This window comes from Citrobacter freundii complex sp. CFNIH9 (assembly GCF_002903305.1).
Taxonomy (GTDB): domain Bacteria; phylum Pseudomonadota; class Gammaproteobacteria; order Enterobacterales; family Enterobacteriaceae; genus Citrobacter; species Citrobacter portucalensis.
In genome coordinates, this window is sequence record NZ_CP026238.1 from 2,117,167 (window position 1) to 2,132,830 (window position 15,664).

General features: G+C 53.1%; 17 protein-coding genes, 1 pseudogene and 1 other annotated feature. Of the genes and pseudogenes, 13 read left to right on the top strand and 5 right to left on the bottom strand.

The genetic code is table 11. The features are described from left to right. The first annotated feature begins 3 nt into the window (after nucleotides 1–3). From infC to C2U43_RS10765, 11 genes are all read left to right on the top strand, one after another. Nucleotides 4–546: a translation initiation factor IF-3 gene (infC, locus tag C2U43_RS10715; RefSeq protein WP_048997935.1), complete on the top strand. Its 543-nt coding sequence runs from the start codon at nucleotides 4–6 to the stop codon at nucleotides 544–546. A 96-nt stretch (nucleotides 547–642) separates the two neighbouring features. Next, the gene (gene rpmI / locus C2U43_RS10720) at nucleotides 643–840 is read left to right on the top strand and encodes a 50S ribosomal protein L35 (RefSeq protein WP_003030583.1); all 198 of its coding nucleotides are present in this window, start codon (nucleotides 643–645) and stop codon (nucleotides 838–840) included. A 55-nt stretch (nucleotides 841–895) separates the two neighbouring features. Continuing rightward, the gene (rplT, locus tag C2U43_RS10725) at nucleotides 896–1,252 is read left to right on the top strand and encodes a 50S ribosomal protein L20 (protein ID WP_003030578.1); all 357 of its coding nucleotides are present in this window, start codon (nucleotides 896–898) and stop codon (nucleotides 1,250–1,252) included. A gap of 120 nt (nucleotides 1,253–1,372) precedes the next feature. Further along, nucleotides 1,373–1,497, top strand: a sequence feature (Phe leader region). Continuing rightward, nucleotides 1,378–1,422, top strand: a complete 45-nt coding sequence (gene pheM, locus C2U43_RS29360; RefSeq protein ID WP_001386830.1) for a pheST operon leader peptide PheM — start codon at nucleotides 1,378–1,380, stop codon at nucleotides 1,420–1,422. It overlaps the preceding feature by 45 nt. A gap of 124 nt (nucleotides 1,498–1,621) precedes the next feature. Continuing rightward, a complete protein-coding gene (gene pheS, locus C2U43_RS10735) occupies nucleotides 1,622–2,605 on the top strand; it encodes a phenylalanine--tRNA ligase subunit alpha (RefSeq protein ID WP_003832580.1) in 984 nt (327 codons plus the stop codon). 15 nt (nucleotides 2,606–2,620) lie between these two features. Next, nucleotides 2,621–5,008: a phenylalanine--tRNA ligase subunit beta gene (gene pheT / locus C2U43_RS10740; RefSeq protein WP_103285101.1), complete on the top strand. Its 2,388-nt coding sequence runs from the start codon at nucleotides 2,621–2,623 to the stop codon at nucleotides 5,006–5,008. Nucleotides 5,009–5,012: 4 nt separating this feature from the next. Beyond that, entirely contained in the window at nucleotides 5,013–5,312 is a 300-nt protein-coding gene (gene ihfA, locus C2U43_RS10745) for an integration host factor subunit alpha (protein ID WP_003030571.1), read from the top strand. Nucleotides 5,313–5,433: 121 nt separating this feature from the next. Then, nucleotides 5,434–6,414 (top strand): vitamin B12 ABC transporter permease BtuC, encoded by a 981-nt coding sequence (gene btuC / locus C2U43_RS10750; RefSeq protein WP_103285102.1) that lies wholly within the window; start codon nucleotides 5,434–5,436, stop codon nucleotides 6,412–6,414. A 60-nt stretch (nucleotides 6,415–6,474) separates the two neighbouring features. Then, a complete protein-coding gene (locus tag C2U43_RS10755) occupies nucleotides 6,475–7,026 on the top strand; it encodes a glutathione peroxidase (RefSeq protein ID WP_003832585.1) in 552 nt (183 codons plus the stop codon). Further along, nucleotides 7,026–7,775 carry a vitamin B12 ABC transporter ATP-binding protein BtuD gene (btuD, locus tag C2U43_RS10760; protein ID WP_008784579.1) on the top strand — a complete coding sequence of 250 codons (750 nt, stop codon included), beginning with the start codon at nucleotides 7,026–7,028 and terminating at the stop codon, nucleotides 7,773–7,775. The genes C2U43_RS10755 and btuD overlap by 1 nt, the downstream gene beginning before the upstream one ends. A gap of 77 nt (nucleotides 7,776–7,852) precedes the next feature. Beyond that, on the top strand, nucleotides 7,853–8,317 hold the full coding sequence (locus tag C2U43_RS10765; protein ID WP_003832591.1) for an NlpC/P60 family protein: 465 nt from the start codon (nucleotides 7,853–7,855) through the stop codon (nucleotides 8,315–8,317). Between the two features lie 661 nt (nucleotides 8,318–8,978). On the opposite strand, the gene C2U43_RS10780 is transcribed toward C2U43_RS10765, so the two are convergent. Then, a complete protein-coding gene (locus C2U43_RS10780) occupies nucleotides 8,979–9,959 on the bottom strand; it encodes an IS5-like element ISKpn26 family transposase (protein WP_000019450.1) in 981 nt (326 codons plus the stop codon). A gap of 53 nt (nucleotides 9,960–10,012) precedes the next feature. Here C2U43_RS10780 and C2U43_RS10785 point away from each other — a divergent pair. Both C2U43_RS10785 and selO read left to right on the top strand, forming a co-directional pair. Beyond that, nucleotides 10,013–10,549: pseudogene (locus C2U43_RS10785) on the top strand (EAL domain-containing protein); the annotation flags it as partial. Between the two features lie 61 nt (nucleotides 10,550–10,610). Further along, the gene (selO, locus tag C2U43_RS10790) at nucleotides 10,611–12,053 is read left to right on the top strand and encodes a protein adenylyltransferase SelO (protein ID WP_103285103.1); all 1,443 of its coding nucleotides are present in this window, start codon (nucleotides 10,611–10,613) and stop codon (nucleotides 12,051–12,053) included. Here the strand turns inward: selO and C2U43_RS10795 are convergent. From C2U43_RS10795 to chuS, 4 genes are read right to left on the bottom strand one after another with little or no spacing between them, the layout of a single operon-like run. After that, on the bottom strand, nucleotides 12,050–12,829 hold the full coding sequence (locus C2U43_RS10795) for a heme ABC transporter ATP-binding protein (RefSeq protein WP_103285104.1): 780 nt from the start codon (nucleotides 12,827–12,829) through the stop codon (nucleotides 12,050–12,052). The two genes, selO and C2U43_RS10795, sit on opposite strands and share 4 nt — an antisense overlap. Then, nucleotides 12,822–13,814 (bottom strand): FecCD family ABC transporter permease, encoded by a 993-nt coding sequence (locus C2U43_RS10800; RefSeq protein WP_003832595.1) that lies wholly within the window; start codon nucleotides 13,812–13,814, stop codon nucleotides 12,822–12,824. The genes C2U43_RS10795 and C2U43_RS10800 overlap by 8 nt, the downstream gene beginning before the upstream one ends. Beyond that, nucleotides 13,814–14,635, bottom strand: a complete 822-nt coding sequence (locus C2U43_RS10805; protein ID WP_103285105.1) for a heme/hemin ABC transporter substrate-binding protein — start codon at nucleotides 14,633–14,635, stop codon at nucleotides 13,814–13,816. Before C2U43_RS10805 ends, C2U43_RS10800 begins: the two co-directional genes overlap by 1 nt. After that, complete coding sequence (gene chuS / locus C2U43_RS10810; protein WP_103285106.1) at nucleotides 14,632–15,663, bottom strand: hematinate-forming heme oxygenase ChuS; 1,032 nt, start codon at nucleotides 15,661–15,663, stop codon at nucleotides 14,632–14,634. The genes C2U43_RS10805 and chuS overlap by 4 nt, the downstream gene beginning before the upstream one ends. Nucleotide 15,664: the final 1 nt, after the last annotated feature.

Here is a 15,664-nt window from a genome sequence, read left to right on the forward strand (position 1 = left end):
GGTATTAAAGGCGGAAAACGAGTTCAAACGGCACGTCCGAATCGTATCAATGGCGAGATTCGCGCCCTGGAAGTTCGCTTAACAGGTCTGGAAGGCGAAGCTTTGGGTATTGTGAGTCTGAGAGAAGCGATCGAAAAAGCTGAAGAAGCTGGAGTAGATTTAGTTGAAATCAGCCCTAACGCCGAACCGCCAGTTTGTCGTATTATGGACTACGGCAAGTTCCTTTATGAAAAGAGTAAGTCTTCTAAGGAACAGAAGAAAAAGCAAAAAGTTATCCAGGTTAAGGAAATTAAATTCCGTCCTGGCACCGACGATGGCGATTACCAGGTAAAACTCCGCAGCCTGGTACGCTTTCTGGAAGATGGCGATAAGGCTAAGATCACGCTGCGTTTTCGCGGTCGTGAGATGGCCCACCAACAGATTGGTATGGAAGTGCTCAACCGCGTCCGTGACGATCTGAGTGAACTGGCAGTAGTCGAATCCTTCCCTACGAAGATCGAAGGCCGCCAGATGATCATGGTGCTCGCTCCTAAGAAGAAACAGTAAGGCCTTCAAGTAGCAATGTCTGTGGAGCCTACGGGTTCCACAGCCGTTGTTCGCCTACGTTTCGTTTATTAACAATGCGAAGTGGAAGTTATTAAAATGCCAAAAATTAAGACCGTACGCGGTGCTGCTAAGCGTTTCAAAAAAACCGGTGGTGGTGGATTTAAGCGTAAGCACGCAAACCTGCGTCATATTCTGACCAAAAAATCTACTAAGCGTAAACGTCACCTGCGTCCAAAAGGCCTCGTGTCTAAAGGCGATCTGGGTCTGGTTATCGCGTGCCTGCCGTACGCATAAGCCGTTAACGTTTAATTCATTTTTTTACTAAGAATATAGATACAGGAGAGCACATATGGCTCGCGTAAAACGTGGTGTAGTTGCCCGTGCACGTCACAAGAAAATTTTGAAACAAGCTAAAGGCTACTACGGTGCGCGTTCTCGCGTATACCGCGTTGCCTTCCAGGCTGTTATCAAAGCTGGTCAGTACGCTTATCGTGACCGTCGTCAGAAAAAGCGTCAGTTCCGTCAACTGTGGATTGCGCGTATCAACGCAGCAGCACGTCAGAACGGTATTTCTTACAGCAAATTCATCAACGGCCTGAAAAAAGCCTCTGTTGAAATCGACCGTAAGATCCTGGCTGACATCGCAGTATTCGACAAAGTAGCGTTCACCGCTCTGGTCGAAAAAGCGAAAGCAGCTCTGGCATAAGCCGGTGAAAAGAGGGAGCCTGGCTCCCTCTCTTTTATTTGTAGTGCAATCAATTAGTTGACAATTTATCCGTAAGCCTTTTCAATAAAGGTTGTCCGGTTTTTACCACACAAGGTAACGCAAGCATGAATGCTGCTATTTTCCGCTTCTTCTTTTACTTTAGCACCTGAACTCAGGAGGCTTGCGCGTGAAAGAAGAAACGGAAAACAGCGCCTAAAAGCCTCCCTGGTGGAGGCTTTTTTTATACGCGTCATCCTTCAAGTTGTCTCTGTATTGGCTGCATTCGCTCTTTGGCCGCGTTGATACAACTTGAATGATTTTGCGTATATACGAGCGACTAGTGAATATCGCAACATAACGAGGAAAACCATGTCACATCTCGCAGAGCTGGTTGCCAGTGCAACGGCCGCCATTAACCAGGCTTCAGATGTTGCCGCGTTAGACAATGTCCGCGTCGAATATTTGGGCAAGAAAGGGCACCTGACCCTTCAGATGACAACCCTGCGCGAACTGCCGCCAGAAGAGCGCCCGGCAGCAGGTGCGGTGATTAACGAAGCCAAAGAGCAGGTACAGCAAGCGCTGAACGCGCGTAAGGCCGAATTAGAAAGTGCTGCGCTGAATGCTCGTCTGGCTGAAGAAACGATCGATATCTCCCTTCCTGGGCGTCGTATCGAAAACGGCGGTCTGCACCCGGTGACGCGTACAATCGACAGGATTGAAAGTTTCTTCGGTGAGCTGGGCTTTACCGTGGCGACCGGTCCGGAAATCGAAGATGACTATCATAACTTCGATGCGCTCAACATTCCTGGCCATCACCCGGCGCGCGCTGACCACGACACTTTCTGGTTTGACGCGACGCGTCTGCTGCGCACACAGACTTCCGGCGTGCAGATCCGCACCATGAAAGAAAAACAGCCGCCGATCCGTATTATCGCCCCGGGCCGCGTATATCGTAACGATTACGATCAGACTCACACCCCAATGTTCCACCAGATGGAAGGGCTGATTGTTGATACCAACATCAACTTCACCAATCTGAAAGGCACGCTGCACGATTTCCTGCGCAACTTCTTTGAAGAAGACCTGCAGGTTCGTTTTCGTCCTTCCTACTTCCCGTTCACTGAACCATCTGCGGAAGTTGACGTGATGGGCAAAAACGGCAAATGGCTGGAAGTGCTGGGCTGCGGGATGGTTCACCCGAACGTGTTGCGTAACGTTGGAATCGATCCGGAAATCTATTCCGGCTTTGCATTCGGTATGGGTATGGAGCGTCTTACTATGCTGCGTTACGGCGTTACCGATCTGCGTTCTTTCTTCGAAAACGATCTGCGTTTCCTCAAACAGTTTAAATAAAGGCAGGATAAAACAATGAAATTCAGTGAACTGTGGTTACGCGAATGGGTAAATCCGGCGATTGATAGCGATGCGCTGTCAAACCAAATCACGATGGCGGGTCTTGAAGTTGACGGTGTGGAACCTGTTTCCGGCGCGTTCAATGGCGTTGTGGTAGGTGAAGTGGTTGAATGCGGCCAACACCCTAACGCTGACAAACTGCGCGTCACCAAAGTGAATGTAGGCGGCGACCGCCTGCTGGATATCGTCTGCGGTGCGCCAAACTGCCGTCAGGGGTTGAAAGTGGCTGTGGCAACCGTTGGTGCCGTTCTGCCGGGCGATTTCAAAATTAAAGCCGCGAAACTGCGCGGTGAACCGTCTGAAGGCATGCTGTGCTCGTTCTCCGAGCTGGGTATTTCCGACGATCATAACGGGATTATCGAACTGCCTGCCGATGCGCCAATTGGCACCGATATCCGTGAATATCTGAAGCTTGACGACAACACCATCGAAATCAGCGTCACGCCGAACCGCGCCGACTGCTTAGGCATCATCGGTGTGGCGCGTGATGTTGCTGTACTGAACAAAGCCCCGCTGGTTGAGCCGGAAATCGCGCCAGTAGCCGCGACCATTAGCGACGTCCTGCCGATTCAGGTCGAAGCCGTGGAAGCCTGCCCACGCTATCTGGGCCGCGTGGTGAAAGGCATCAATGTTAAAGCGCCGACCCCGCTGTGGATGAAAGAAAAACTGCGTCGTTGCGGTATTCGTTCTATCGATGCCGTGGTTGACGTGACTAACTATGTGCTGCTCGAACTGGGCCAGCCGATGCACGCATTCGACAAAGACCGCATTGAAGGCGGAATTGTTGTCCGTATGGCAAAAGAGGGTGAGACCCTGGTATTGCTGGACGGCAGCGAAGCGAAGCTGAATGCAGATACGCTGGTGATTGCGGACCACAACAAAGCGCTGGCGATGGGCGGCATCTTTGGTGGCGAACATTCCGGCGTGAACGATGAAACACAAAACGTCCTGCTGGAATGTGCATTCTTCAGCCCGCTGTCTATTACCGGTCGCGCGCGCCGTCACGGTCTGCACACCGATGCATCTCACCGCTATGAACGTGGTGTCGATCCTGCGCTGCAACATAAGGCCATGGAACGTGCAACGCGCCTGCTGATTGATATCTGCGGCGGTGAAGCGGGCCCAGTCATTGACGTGACGAACGAAGCCACGCTGCCAAAACGCGCAACCATTACGCTTCGTCGTAGCAAACTGGATCGTCTGATCGGACACCATATTACCGATGAGCAGGTGAGCGACATTCTGCGTCGTCTGGGTTGTGACGTGACGGAAGGGCAGGATGAGTGGAAAGCGGTCGCGCCGAGCTGGCGTTTCGATATGGAAATCGAAGAAGACCTGGTCGAAGAAGTCGCCCGCGTATACGGTTATGACAATATCCCGAACACGCCGATTCAGGCGGGTCTTATCATGGGTACGCATCGTGAAGCGGATTTGTCGCTGAAACGTGTAAAAACCATGCTGAATGACAAAGGCTACCAGGAAGTCATTACCTATAGCTTCGTCGACCCGAAAGTCCAGTCGCTGCTGCATCCGGGTGAAGAAGCGCTGCTGCTGCCAAGCCCAATCTCTATTGATATGTCGGCAATGCGTTTGTCCCTGTGGACTGGCTTGCTGTCTACGGTAGTGTATAACCAGAATCGTCAGCAGAACCGCGTACGTATTTTCGAAACGGGTTTACGTTTCGTGCCAGATACGCAGGCCAATCTCGGGATCCGTCAGGATCTGATGCTGGCTGGCGTGATCTGCGGTAACCGTCATGATGAACACTGGAATCTGGCAAAAGAGACCGTTGATTTCTATGATCTGAAAGGCGATCTGGAAGCGGTTCTCGACCTGACAGGCAAACTGGCAGACATTCAGTTCAAAGCTGAAGCGAATCCAGCACTGCATCCGGGTCAGTCTGCGGCGATTTATCTGAAAGGTGAACGTATTGGTTTCATTGGGGTTGTTCATCCTGAACTGGAACGTAAACTTGATCTGAACGGTCGCACTCTGGTGTTTGAACTGGAGTGGAATAAGCTCGCAGACCGCGTGGTGCCTCAGGCGCGTGAAGTTTCTCGCTTCCCAGCGAACCGTCGCGATATCGCAGTCGTTGTGGCAGAAAACGTTCCCGCTGCGGATATTTTATCCGAGTGTAAGAAAGTTGGCGTAAATCAGGTAGTTGGCGTAAACTTATTTGACGTGTACCGCGGTAAGGGTGTTGCGGAGGGCTATAAGAGCCTCGCTATCAGCCTGATCCTTCAGGATACCAGCCGTACACTTGAAGAAGAGGAGATTGCCGCTACCGTCGCCAAATGTGTAGAGGCATTAAAAGAGCGATTCCAGGCATCATTGAGGGATTGAACCTATGGCGCTTACAAAAGCTGAAATGTCAGAATATCTGTTTGATAAGCTTGGGCTTAGCAAGCGGGATGCCAAAGAACTGGTCGAGCTGTTTTTCGAAGAGATCCGTCGTGCTCTGGAAAATGGTGAGCAGGTAAAACTCTCTGGTTTTGGTAACTTCGATCTGCGTGATAAGAATCAACGTCCGGGCCGTAACCCGAAAACGGGCGAAGATATTCCCATTACAGCACGGCGCGTGGTGACCTTCAGACCCGGACAGAAGTTAAAAAGCCGGGTTGAAAACGCAACGCCCAAAGAAGAGTGATTTAACGATACGCAGAGTATGACGCGTATAACTAAAAAGGCCGCTATGCGGCCTTTTTCCTTTTCACTACCGAATCAGCACCGTAGAATCACCTCCATCTCTTTTCAGCAGAATGGAAAACATGCTGACTTTCGCCCATCAACAACAGCGCCGAAACGTACGCTGGATACTGTCACTGTCAGTACTGATGCTACTGGCAACGATTCTAAGCTTGTGCGCAGGAGAACAATGGATCGCTCCCGGCGACTGGTTCAGCGCCCGCGGCGATCTGTTCGTCTGGCAAATTCGACTTCCCCGTACCCTTGCCGTTTTGCTGGTAGGCGCTGCATTGGCCTTATCTGGCGCAGTGATGCAAGCTCTGTTTGAAAACCCGCTCGCAGAGCCTGGATTACTGGGCGTATCTAACGGCGCGGGAGTCGGGCTTATCGCGGCGGTGCTGCTGGGGCAGGGGCAACTCCCCGGCTGGGCGTTGGGCCTTTGCGCCATTGCCGGAGCGCTGATTATCACGCTTATTCTGCTACGTTTCGCCCGTCGGCATCTGTCTACCAGCCGCCTGCTGCTGGCGGGGGTGGCGCTGGGGATTATCTGTAGCGCGCTGATGACATGGGCTATCTACTTCTCTACCTCGTTTGATTTACGTCAGCTGATGTACTGGATGATGGGGGGCTTCGGTGGCGTAGACTGGCATCAGGCCTGGCTCATGGTGGCGTTGATTCCGGTGCTGGTGTGGATCTGCTGTCAGTCGCAGCCGATGAATATGCTGGCGTTAGGAGAAACTTCTGCGCGTCAGCTGGGACTGCCATTATGGTTCTGGCGCAACCTGCTGGTGGTTGCCACAGGCTGGATGGTTGGCGTGAGCGTGGCTCTGGCAGGGGCGATTGGTTTTATTGGGCTTGTGATCCCGCATATTTTGCGACTGTGCGGCCTCACCGATCACCGTGTTTTACTGCCAGGTTGTGCGTTGGCTGGCGCAATCGCATTATTGTTTGCTGATGTTGTCGCGCGTTTGGTGCTGGCCTCGGCTGAGTTACCTATCGGCGTGGTAACGGCCACCATGGGTGCACCGGTATTTATCTGGCTATTGTTAAAAGCCTCGCGCTAGAACGCGTTGGTTCGGTCTATGATTAAAAACTGAAAATCCACCTGTTGTTCTGGAGATGCTATGCAAAACACTATCCTCGATACAGAAGTGACGACCATCGACGGCGAGGTTACCTCACTGCAGCCGTATTCCGGGAATGTGCTGTTAATCGTCAACGTTGCTTCAAAATGTGGACTGACGCCGCAGTACGAGCAACTGGAAAATCTGCAGAAAGCCTGGCACCAACAGGGCTTCAGCGTTCTTGGTTTCCCTTGCAATCAGTTTCTGGGTCAGGAGCCGGGCAGCGAAGAGGAAATAAAAACGTACTGCAGCACCACATGGGGCGTAACTTTCCCGATGTTCAGCAAAATTGACGTCAACGGCGAGGGACGCCATCCGCTGTATCAGAAGCTGATTGATGCCGCGCCAACGGCCGTTGCGCCTGCGGACAGTGGGTTCTACGAGCGAATGGCGAGCAAAGGTCGTGCGCCGCTCTACCCGGACGATATCCTGTGGAATTTCGAGAAGTTTTTAGTGGGTCGCGATGGAAAAGTGCTGCAACGATTCTCACCGGATATGACGCCTGAGGATCCCATCCTGGTGCAAACCATCAAGCAGGCGCTGGCAAACTAATGTCTCGATTGATGCAGCTACAGGACGTCGCGGAATCGACCCGTCTCGGCCCGCTTTCTGGTGAGATCAAAGCAGGAGAGATCCTGCATTTAGTGGGACCAAACGGTGCCGGAAAAAGTACGTTGTTGGCGCGTATGGCGGGTCTGACAAACGGAGAGGGCAGTATCACTTTTGGTGATATGCCGTTGGAGGAATGGCCCGCCGCCAGGCTGGCGCAATATCGCGCCTATCTTGCGCAACAGCAAAATCCGCCGTTTGCCATGCCGGTCTGGCATTTTCTGACGCTGCATCAACCCGACAAAGCACGCACCGATCTGTTACAGGAGATCGCCGATGCGCTCGGCCTGGGAGATAAACTGGGGCGCGGCGTGAACCAACTTTCCGGCGGTGAGTGGCAGCGTGTGCGCCTGGCTGCGGTTATCCTGCAGATTTGCCCACAAGCGAATCCATTAGGTCAGCTTTTACTGCTGGATGAGCCGATGAACAGTCTGGACGTCGCGCAACAAAACGCACTGGACCGACTGTTGAGTCAGCTGTGTTTGCAGGGCATAGCGATTGTGATGAGTAGCCACGACCTTAATCACACCTTACGCCATGCGCATAAAGCCTGGCTACTCAAACGCGGGAAACTGCTTGCCAGTGGTTCACGAGATGCGGTACTGACGCCGGCCAATCTGTCTGCGGCCTATGGCGTCAACTTCCGTCGTTTGGATATTGAAGGGCACAGAATGCTCATATCAACCACTTAAGTGAAATGGGTTCTTGAAAATCATATAATTTCCACGCTAAATTGGCATAAAAATAAAATTCAGAGGATTCGTACTGAATGCGCTTTTGGCTCCTTTTCATCACAGCATTGTTTTTGGCGGGCTGCAGCAGCCATCGTGCGCCTGCGCCAAATGCCCGCTTGTCGGATTCTATTGCCGTTATCGCCGGTCTTAATGATCAGCTACAAACCTGGCATGGCACACCCTATCGTTATGGCGGTATGAGTCGTAGTGGGGTGGATTGTTCTGGATTTGTTTTGATGACGATGCGCGATAAATTCGACCTGCAACTTCCGCGCGATACGCGTACGCAATCAAAGATTGGTACCGAAATTGATAAAGACGATTTGCTGCCCGGCGATCTGGTTTTCTTTAAAACCGGGTCTGGGGAAAGCGGTCTGCATGTTGGTATTTACGATACCAATAATCAATTTATTCATGCTTCAACCAGCCGTGGCGTGATGCGCTCGTCTCTGGATAACGTTTACTGGCGTAAAAACTTTTGGCAGGCGCGACGTATTTAATCCCCCGCAACTCCGAGGCTGCCATCGAGTGCGCAGCCTCAACATCACCATTTGAAAGTTAACTTTTATTTCTGCTTTTGGTTAGACAATACCCCTGAACATTAAGAGCGTATCTTGCTAAAAATATGATTTATTCCGAGATATTAAAAAGTGCAAAGCTGGATATTCGCTTATAATCAGGATAAGCTAAAAAAAAGGATTCGATTTACCGGCTAAAAAGGGAAAAATGAAAGGGCCTCTACTTGCATCAGCAGTAACGTATTTCTCCATCCTTTGCTACAGGATGCCGGATAACACCCATGCAGCGGGGCTGGCACGATGATTGTTTCACTGGATAATCTTTACCATTCTGAGTTCTCTTTTCTTCCTGCGAGAAGCGAAAAAGGCGATCTTGAATTCGTCGATATCATCACCAGTTTCGCCAGTGCGCATGGGGATGTGCGTATACCCACCGAGCTGGTCCTACCTCGGATGTCAGACGACGAACAATGTCGTTTATTTGTAGAAAAACTAGGGAAGGTGCGAATAAGCAGGTCATTTCTTCCCAAGCTGACTCGCTGATTAAAATTTCGCGGATCTGGGCCGATTTTTTTCCCGCAAACACATCGAATCAGCCTATTTAGGCTATTTTTTCCACCATTTCTGGCGTTATTTCCGGTTTTTACTGAGATCTCTCCCACTGACGTATCATTTGGTCCACCCGAAACAGGTTGGCCAGGGTGAATAACATCGCCAGTTGGTTATCGTTTTTCAGCAGCCCCTTGTATCTGGCTTTCACGAAGCCGAACTGCCGCTTGATGATGCGAAACGGGTGCTCCACCCTGGCACGGATGCTGGCTTTCATGTATTCGATGTTGATGGCCGTTTTGTTCTTGCGCGGATGCTGCTTCAAGGTTTTTACCCTGCCGGGACGCTCGGCGATCAGCCAGTCCACATCCACCTCGGCCAGCTCCTCGCGCTGTGGCGCTCCTTGGTAGCCGGCATCGGCTGAGACAAATTGCTCCTCTCCATGCAGCAGATTACCCAGCTGATTGAGGTCATGCTCGTTGGCCGCGGTGGTGACTAGGCTGTGGGTCAGGCCACTCTTGGCATCGACACCAATGTGGGCCTTCATGCCAAAGTGCCACTGATTGCCTTTCTTGGTCTGATGCATCTCCGGATCGCGTTGCTGCTCTTTGTTCTTGGTCGAGCTGGGTGCCTCAATGATGGTGGCATCCACCAAAGTGCCTTGGGTCATCATGACGCCTGCTTCGGCCAGCCAGCGATTGATGGTCTTGAACAATTGACGGGCCAGTTGATGCTGCTCGAGCAGGTGGCGGAAATTCATGATGGTGGTGCGATCCGGCAGGGCGCTATCCAGGGATAACCGGGCAAACAGGCGCATGGAGGCGATTTCGTACAGGGCATCTTCCATGGCACCGTCGCTCAGGTTGTACCAATGCTGCATGCAGTGAATACGCAGCATGGTCTCCAGCGGATAGGGCCGTCGGCCATTGCCCGCCTTGGGATAAAACGGCTCGATGACAGCGGTCATATTCTGCCATGGCAGAATCTGCTCCATGCGGGAGAGGAAAATCTCTTTTCGGGTCTGACGGCGCTTAGTGCTGAATTCACTATCGGCGAAGGTGAGTTGATGGCTCATGATGTCCCTCTGGGATGCGCTCCGGATGAATATGATGATCTCATATCAGGAACTTGTTCGCACCTTCCCTAGAATTAATCGAAACGTGCCAACATTTTTTTATTCGGCGAAAAGTATCCGCCTGGATTAATTTAACGCCAGCAGTTGCTAATACTTTATTATCAGATACTGAATTTGCTTCACAAGTTGAACGATTTTCATTTCTGGAGCTGACTATTAATGAAAGCTATCCGGAGTTAAACAAAGGTAAAGATAATCCAATATTGGCCGCACTTGCTGCGCGATTTCCATTAGTCCTGACAAACTATGGTTCTGGCGGTATATCAACCCGGGCAATTTTTGACGGCCTGTTCAAACGCGTCGTGCTGGATAAAAACTTTGTTCAACAAAGGATTGCACATATTTCGTTTGAACCGTTTATGCGGGCTATTCTGACGCAACTATCGCCCAGCTGTGAGTCAATAATCATTAGCGGAATTGATACACAAGAGATGCTGGAGCGCGTCTTGCCTGTGGGATTCAGTGCCATGCAGGGAGGATTGTGGCCTGCGGTGCCTCCTGCGCAGATAATTTCGCTCGCTAAGATATAACCCTTTTATTTGCTGGTGTTTAACAGCCTATTAACAGTCTACACTAGAGGCAGGAGGCCCTATGACCCTGTCTTTTACCACTCGCTGGCGTGATGAACTACCAGCAACCTATACCGCGCTTTCACCCACCCCTCTGAAAAACGCGCGCCTTATCTGGCATAACGATGCGCTGGCGGAGCAATTAGCAATTCCTGCGGCGCTATTTGATATTCCGACTGGTGCAGGCGTTTGGGGCGGCGAATCGTTGCTTCCCGGGATGTCGCCTTTAGCCCAGGTTTATAGTGGGCATCAGTTCGGCGTCTGGGCTGGTCAGCTTGGCGACGGACGTGGGATCCTGCTGGGCGAACAACAGCTCGCGGATGGTTCAACGTTTGACTGGCACCTGAAAGGCGCCGGACTCACGCCGTATTCCCGCATGGGTGATGGGCGTGCCGTGCTGCGCTCGACCATTCGTGAAAGCCTGGCCAGTGAAGCGATGTACTACCTGGGAATACCGACCACGCGGGCATTGTCGATTGTCACCAGTGACACGCCGGTTTATCGCGAAACGGTCGAAGCTGGGGCGATGCTCATTCGCGTGGCGCAAAGCCATATGCGGTTTGGCCATTTTGAGCATTTTTACTATCGCCGAGAGCCGGAAAAAGTGCGCGAGTTGGCTGACTTTGCGATTCGCCATTACTGGCCGCAATGGCAGGAAGAAGCCGATAAGTATCAGCTGTGGTTTAACGATGTTGTCACGCGTACTGCGACGTTAATCGCTGACTGGCAGGCGGTAGGATTTGCACATGGTGTTATGAACACGGACAACATGTCGATTCTGGGTCTGACGATGGATTACGGTCCATTCGGTTTTCTTGATGATTACGTGCCTGATTATATCTGCAACCACTCTGACAACCAGGGGCGATACAGTTTCGATAACCAACCGGCTGCCGCGTTGTGGAACCTGCAACGTCTGGCGCAAACCCTGTCGCCGTTTATCCAGGTCGAGGCGCTAAATGATGCGCTGGACAGTTACCAGCTGGCGCTGTTAACTCGCTATGGTCAGCGGATGCGGCAAAAGCTCGGCTTCTTTAGCGAGCAGAAAGACGATAACGAACTGCTTAGCGAACTGTTTAGCCTGATGGCGCGAGAAAGAAGCGACTATACGCGAACGTTTCGCATGCTCAGCGAAACGGAGCAGCACAGTGCGCAATCTCCGTTGCGCGATGAGTTTATCGACCGCGCAGCATTTGACGACTGGTTTACGCGGTATCGCTCGCGCCTTCAGCAAGACAATATTGCCGATGCAGTCAGACAAACACAGATGAAGGCGGTAAATCCGGCGATGGTATTACGTAACTGGCTGGCGCAACGGGCGATTAGCCAGGCAGAGCAGGGGGATTACGCCGAACTGCACCGGTTGCACCAGGTGTTGCGTACCCCGTTTGCCGATCGCGATGATGACTATGCCAGCCGTCCACCTGACTGGGGCAAACGGCTGGAAGTGAGTTGTTCAAGCTAAGGGGCCAGAAATACCTGCGGGGAGGCGTTGGCCGGATGCTGGCCAACGTGTACCTGAGCACCGTACCAGCGCTTCAGATCATCGGCCTGTAACACAGTTTCCGGTGTTCCCTGCGACACCAGCCTGCCGTTGTGCAGCAGCACTATTCTGTCTGCCCACAGTGCGGCGAGGTTCAGATCGTGAAGCACAATGCACACATGCAGCTCACCCGAAGCGGTTAGCGTTTTTAGCATGCGCAACAGATGCTGCTGGTGGTAAAGATCCAGCGCGGAGGTCGGTTCATCAAGGAATAACCAACCGCGAGGCGCACCGTCGCACCAGAGTTGCGCCAGCGCACGGGCTAACTGCACTCGCTGTTGCTCGCCGCCGGAAAGCGCGGCGTATTGCCGGCCTGCCAGAGGCGTACATCCGGTCATCTCCATTACCTGTGCAATAAGCCCAGGTTCCGGTCGTTGGGTCCAGGGCGCGCGACCCATCGCGATGACGGCCTCTACCGGCCAGTCAAATCCCAGTTGCGTTTGCTGACGCATTACCGCCCGGTGTCGCGACAGCATTTGGGTAGGCCACTCCTCCAGCGGTTTGCCCGCCAGCACGCAGCGCCCGGTAGCCGGTTTCAGAAAACCGGTCAGCAAGCGTAGCAGAGTGGATTTCCCCGCACCGTTTGGGCCGATGAGCGCCACCAGTTCACCTTTTGTAAGGGCGAGTGATACGTCGTCGATCACCGCTCTGCCAGCTACGTGATAGTGAAGCCCTTCAGCGATGAAATGTTCAGCCATGCGGTCCTCGCTGACGAAAAATAAGCCATAAAAACCACGGTGCGCCGAGAAGACTGGTCAACAGACCGACCGGCATCTCCGCAGGCGCAACCGCCGTACGGGCCAGTGTGTCTGCAATCAGCAATAAAAACGCGCCCGCCAGCACGGAACCCGGAATAACGGCCCGATGGTCTGAGCCGAGCCACATACGTATTAAATGTGGGATGACCAACCCGATAAAGCCAATCACGCCGCTTACCGCCACGGCTGAGGCAACCAGTAGTGCGCTACAAAGCAGCAAAATACGCTGGATTGTACGCACATCAACGCCGAGATAATGCGCCTCTTCCTCACCCAGTTGCAGAAGATTCAGCGCCGGAGCAAGTCGCCAGATGATCAGCACTGTCGGGATTGTCAGTGAAGTGACAGCCAACAGTGTGGACCACTGCGCGGCCCCCAGACTTCCCATTCCCCATAGCGACAGCTGGCGCAGTTGCGCATCATTACTGACCCACGACAAAACGCCAACCGCCGCCCCACAGAGCGCGTTAATGGCAATGCCGACCAGCAGCAGGCGTGAGAGTGAACCGTCGCGCTGTTGGCTAAGGATAAAAATCACTACGGTTGCCGCCAGCGCGCCGAAAAAAGCGGCCAGCATTGGAGCATACAACATCAGCAGCGCGGGCAAGGATACAGGCAGCACCACCCACAGGGCCACAGCGCAGGCGGCGCCACTGCTTATTCCCAGTAATCCAGGGTCTGCAAGTGGATTGCGAAACAGCCCCTGCATCACGCAGCCCGCGAGCGCCAGAGAGCCGCCAATCACCAGCGCCAGCAGGACGCGGGGCAGACGAATCGTGAGCCAGATTTGACGCAATGCCTCATCGCCATCACGCCAGAGCAGACTTACCGGCAGGCGCAACGCGCCAAAACCGGTAGCCAGAACCGTCATTACAACCAGCATCAATGCCAACATCCACAATGAACAGGTGATCCGCCGGGACATCAGGGCAATTGCTCCGCTTTAGCACGAAGCTGCAAAATAGCCTGTGGCGTGCGAACGCTGAAGCCCAACAGCGCCATATCGTCAACCTGCAATACCTGTTTATTCCTTCCGGCAGGTGTTTGCGCAAGTCCCGGTAGCGCCCACAGATTTGCCTCGCCACCCATCGCCTTAACACCTTCTTGTGAAATCACTACCAGATCGGGCTGGCTGGCAATGACGCCTTCTTGTGACAGCGGCTGATAGCGATTAACGCCCTGCATCGCGTTGCGTAGACCTGCGGCACGAATCGCCGCATCGGCTCCGGTTTGCTGGCCCGCCGCCATCGCGGTCATCCCGCCATGATTGAGAATAAACAGCACACGTTTATTAAGTTCAGATGACGGGAGCGTCGCCAGTTCCTGACGTAACGTTGCGCGCAGCGTTTCGCCGTCGGCCTCCCGATGAGTAGCCTCGGCGATAACCCGAACTTTTTCATCAATCGCGTTAAGATCGTTGCTTGCTAGGATCGTGACAACCCTGACGTTGCTCTGCTTGAGCTGTTTTAACACCAGAGAAGGCTGCGCCTGCGCGCTGGCAAGGACCAGCGTAGGGCGTGTGGCAAGGATCCCTTCGGCGTTGAGCTGGCGCAAATAACCAACATCAGGTAACGCGGTTGCCGCAGCAGGCCATTGGCTGGTGCTGTCTCTCGCCACAAGGGAGGGTTGTGCTCCCAGTGCGTATACGATCTCGGTGACATCGCCACCGAGGGCAACAACTCGTTCCTCGGGCGCAGCCAGTGCGACGAAGGGCAGCAGCACGATCAGGGCCAGCAGTTTTTTCATGCGGCCAGTCCTTTCGGCGTTAGCGCGTCAATCTGTGTGCGCCATTGCGTCTGTTCCGGCTCGCCTTCCGTACGTTGACCATACAGTTGTGCGATTTGCGTACCGTCGGCAGCAAACAGTTCCAGACTGGTGACGTGACCATCGGCGGTCGGTTTGCGCGTCACCCACGTTTCAGCCACGCTCTCTTCCAGCAGATGTAGGGTAAAGGTTGGGTTGAAGATGTTTAGCCAGCCTTTCATCGGTACCAGTTTTTCAATCACGCCGGTAAAAATCTGTACACAGCCGCGATTACCCACAAAAACCATAATTTCGTTGCCATCCTGACGCGCGGTGTTGAGTAACTGCGCCAGTGCACTATTAGAAACCTTACAGGCCAGATCGTCGCCCACCAGATTAAACGCCTGTTGGCGGGTGAGTTCATGGCGTTTCAGCAGACCGAAGAACTGGTGGACATCGGTCATCGCTCGCCACTCTTGATCAACGGTCCGCGCATCGACCGTGACGGCGGCAGGCGCGGAATTGTTGGCAGGTTGCAGTGCCAGCGGCGGGTTTTCTGCAAAGATGAAACGGGTCAGCAACGCTGCCCATTCCTCAACGAGGGTATTTTGCGTGGTATAGACCTTCAGCAGCGCATCTCCCTGATGGTCGAAGAACTGAATGCTCTGACGCTCACCATGGGCGGTTGTTTCGCTGATATGAAAGGTGCTGGCCCACTGATTCAGGAAAAGACGCAGATCGAGGGCGCGCGGATTGAGAACCAGTCCGGCATGACCGTTGAGGTGCTGATTGGTAAAAGCACCCACCTGCTCATGTACTGCGTATTCATTGCGGCAAATACATTTGGTTTCGCCAACTGCTTCCAGTGCGCTGAGAATTTCACGCACTTCGCCACGTAAGCGCCAGGCATCGTGACCGACGCGTGCAAAGGTCAGTTCGGCTTCGCTAATATTCATCAACCCCGCAATATCACGTGCGTATTTGCCAGGATTTTCTTTCTTCAGTTCCAGCCAGCGTGTGTAATGATTCATT

Bases quoted from the DNA above. Each gene is read 5' to 3' on its own strand.
- rpmI (WP_003030583.1), top strand. From the start codon at position 643: ATGCCAAAAATTAAGACCGTACGCGGTGCTGCTAAGCGTTTCAAAAAA.
- rplT (WP_003030578.1), top strand. From the start codon at position 896: ATGGCTCGCGTAAAACGTGGTGTAGTTGCCCGTGCACGTCACAAGAAA.
- pheS (WP_003832580.1), top strand. From the start codon at position 1,622: ATGTCACATCTCGCAGAGCTGGTTGCCAGTGCAACGGCCGCCATTAAC.
- pheT (WP_103285101.1), top strand. From the start codon at position 2,621: ATGAAATTCAGTGAACTGTGGTTACGCGAATGGGTAAATCCGGCGATT.
- ihfA (WP_003030571.1), top strand. From the start codon at position 5,013: ATGGCGCTTACAAAAGCTGAAATGTCAGAATATCTGTTTGATAAGCTT.
- btuC (WP_103285102.1), top strand. From the start codon at position 5,434: ATGCTGACTTTCGCCCATCAACAACAGCGCCGAAACGTACGCTGGATA.
- C2U43_RS10755 (WP_003832585.1), top strand. From the start codon at position 6,475: ATGCAAAACACTATCCTCGATACAGAAGTGACGACCATCGACGGCGAG.
- btuD (WP_008784579.1), top strand. From the start codon at position 7,026: ATGTCTCGATTGATGCAGCTACAGGACGTCGCGGAATCGACCCGTCTC.
- C2U43_RS10765 (WP_003832591.1), top strand. From the start codon at position 7,853: ATGCGCTTTTGGCTCCTTTTCATCACAGCATTGTTTTTGGCGGGCTGC.
- C2U43_RS10780 (WP_000019450.1), bottom strand. From the start codon at position 9,959: ATGAGCCATCAACTCACCTTCGCCGATAGTGAATTCAGCACTAAGCGC.
- selO (WP_103285103.1), top strand. From the start codon at position 10,611: ATGACCCTGTCTTTTACCACTCGCTGGCGTGATGAACTACCAGCAACC.
- C2U43_RS10795 (WP_103285104.1), bottom strand. From the start codon at position 12,829: ATGGCTGAACATTTCATCGCTGAAGGGCTTCACTATCACGTAGCTGGC.
- C2U43_RS10800 (WP_003832595.1), bottom strand. From the start codon at position 13,814: ATGTCCCGGCGGATCACCTGTTCATTGTGGATGTTGGCATTGATGCTG.
- C2U43_RS10805 (WP_103285105.1), bottom strand. From the start codon at position 14,635: ATGAAAAAACTGCTGGCCCTGATCGTGCTGCTGCCCTTCGTCGCACTG.
- chuS (WP_103285106.1), bottom strand. From the start codon at position 15,663: ATGAATCATTACACACGCTGGCTGGAACTGAAGAAAGAAAATCCTGGC.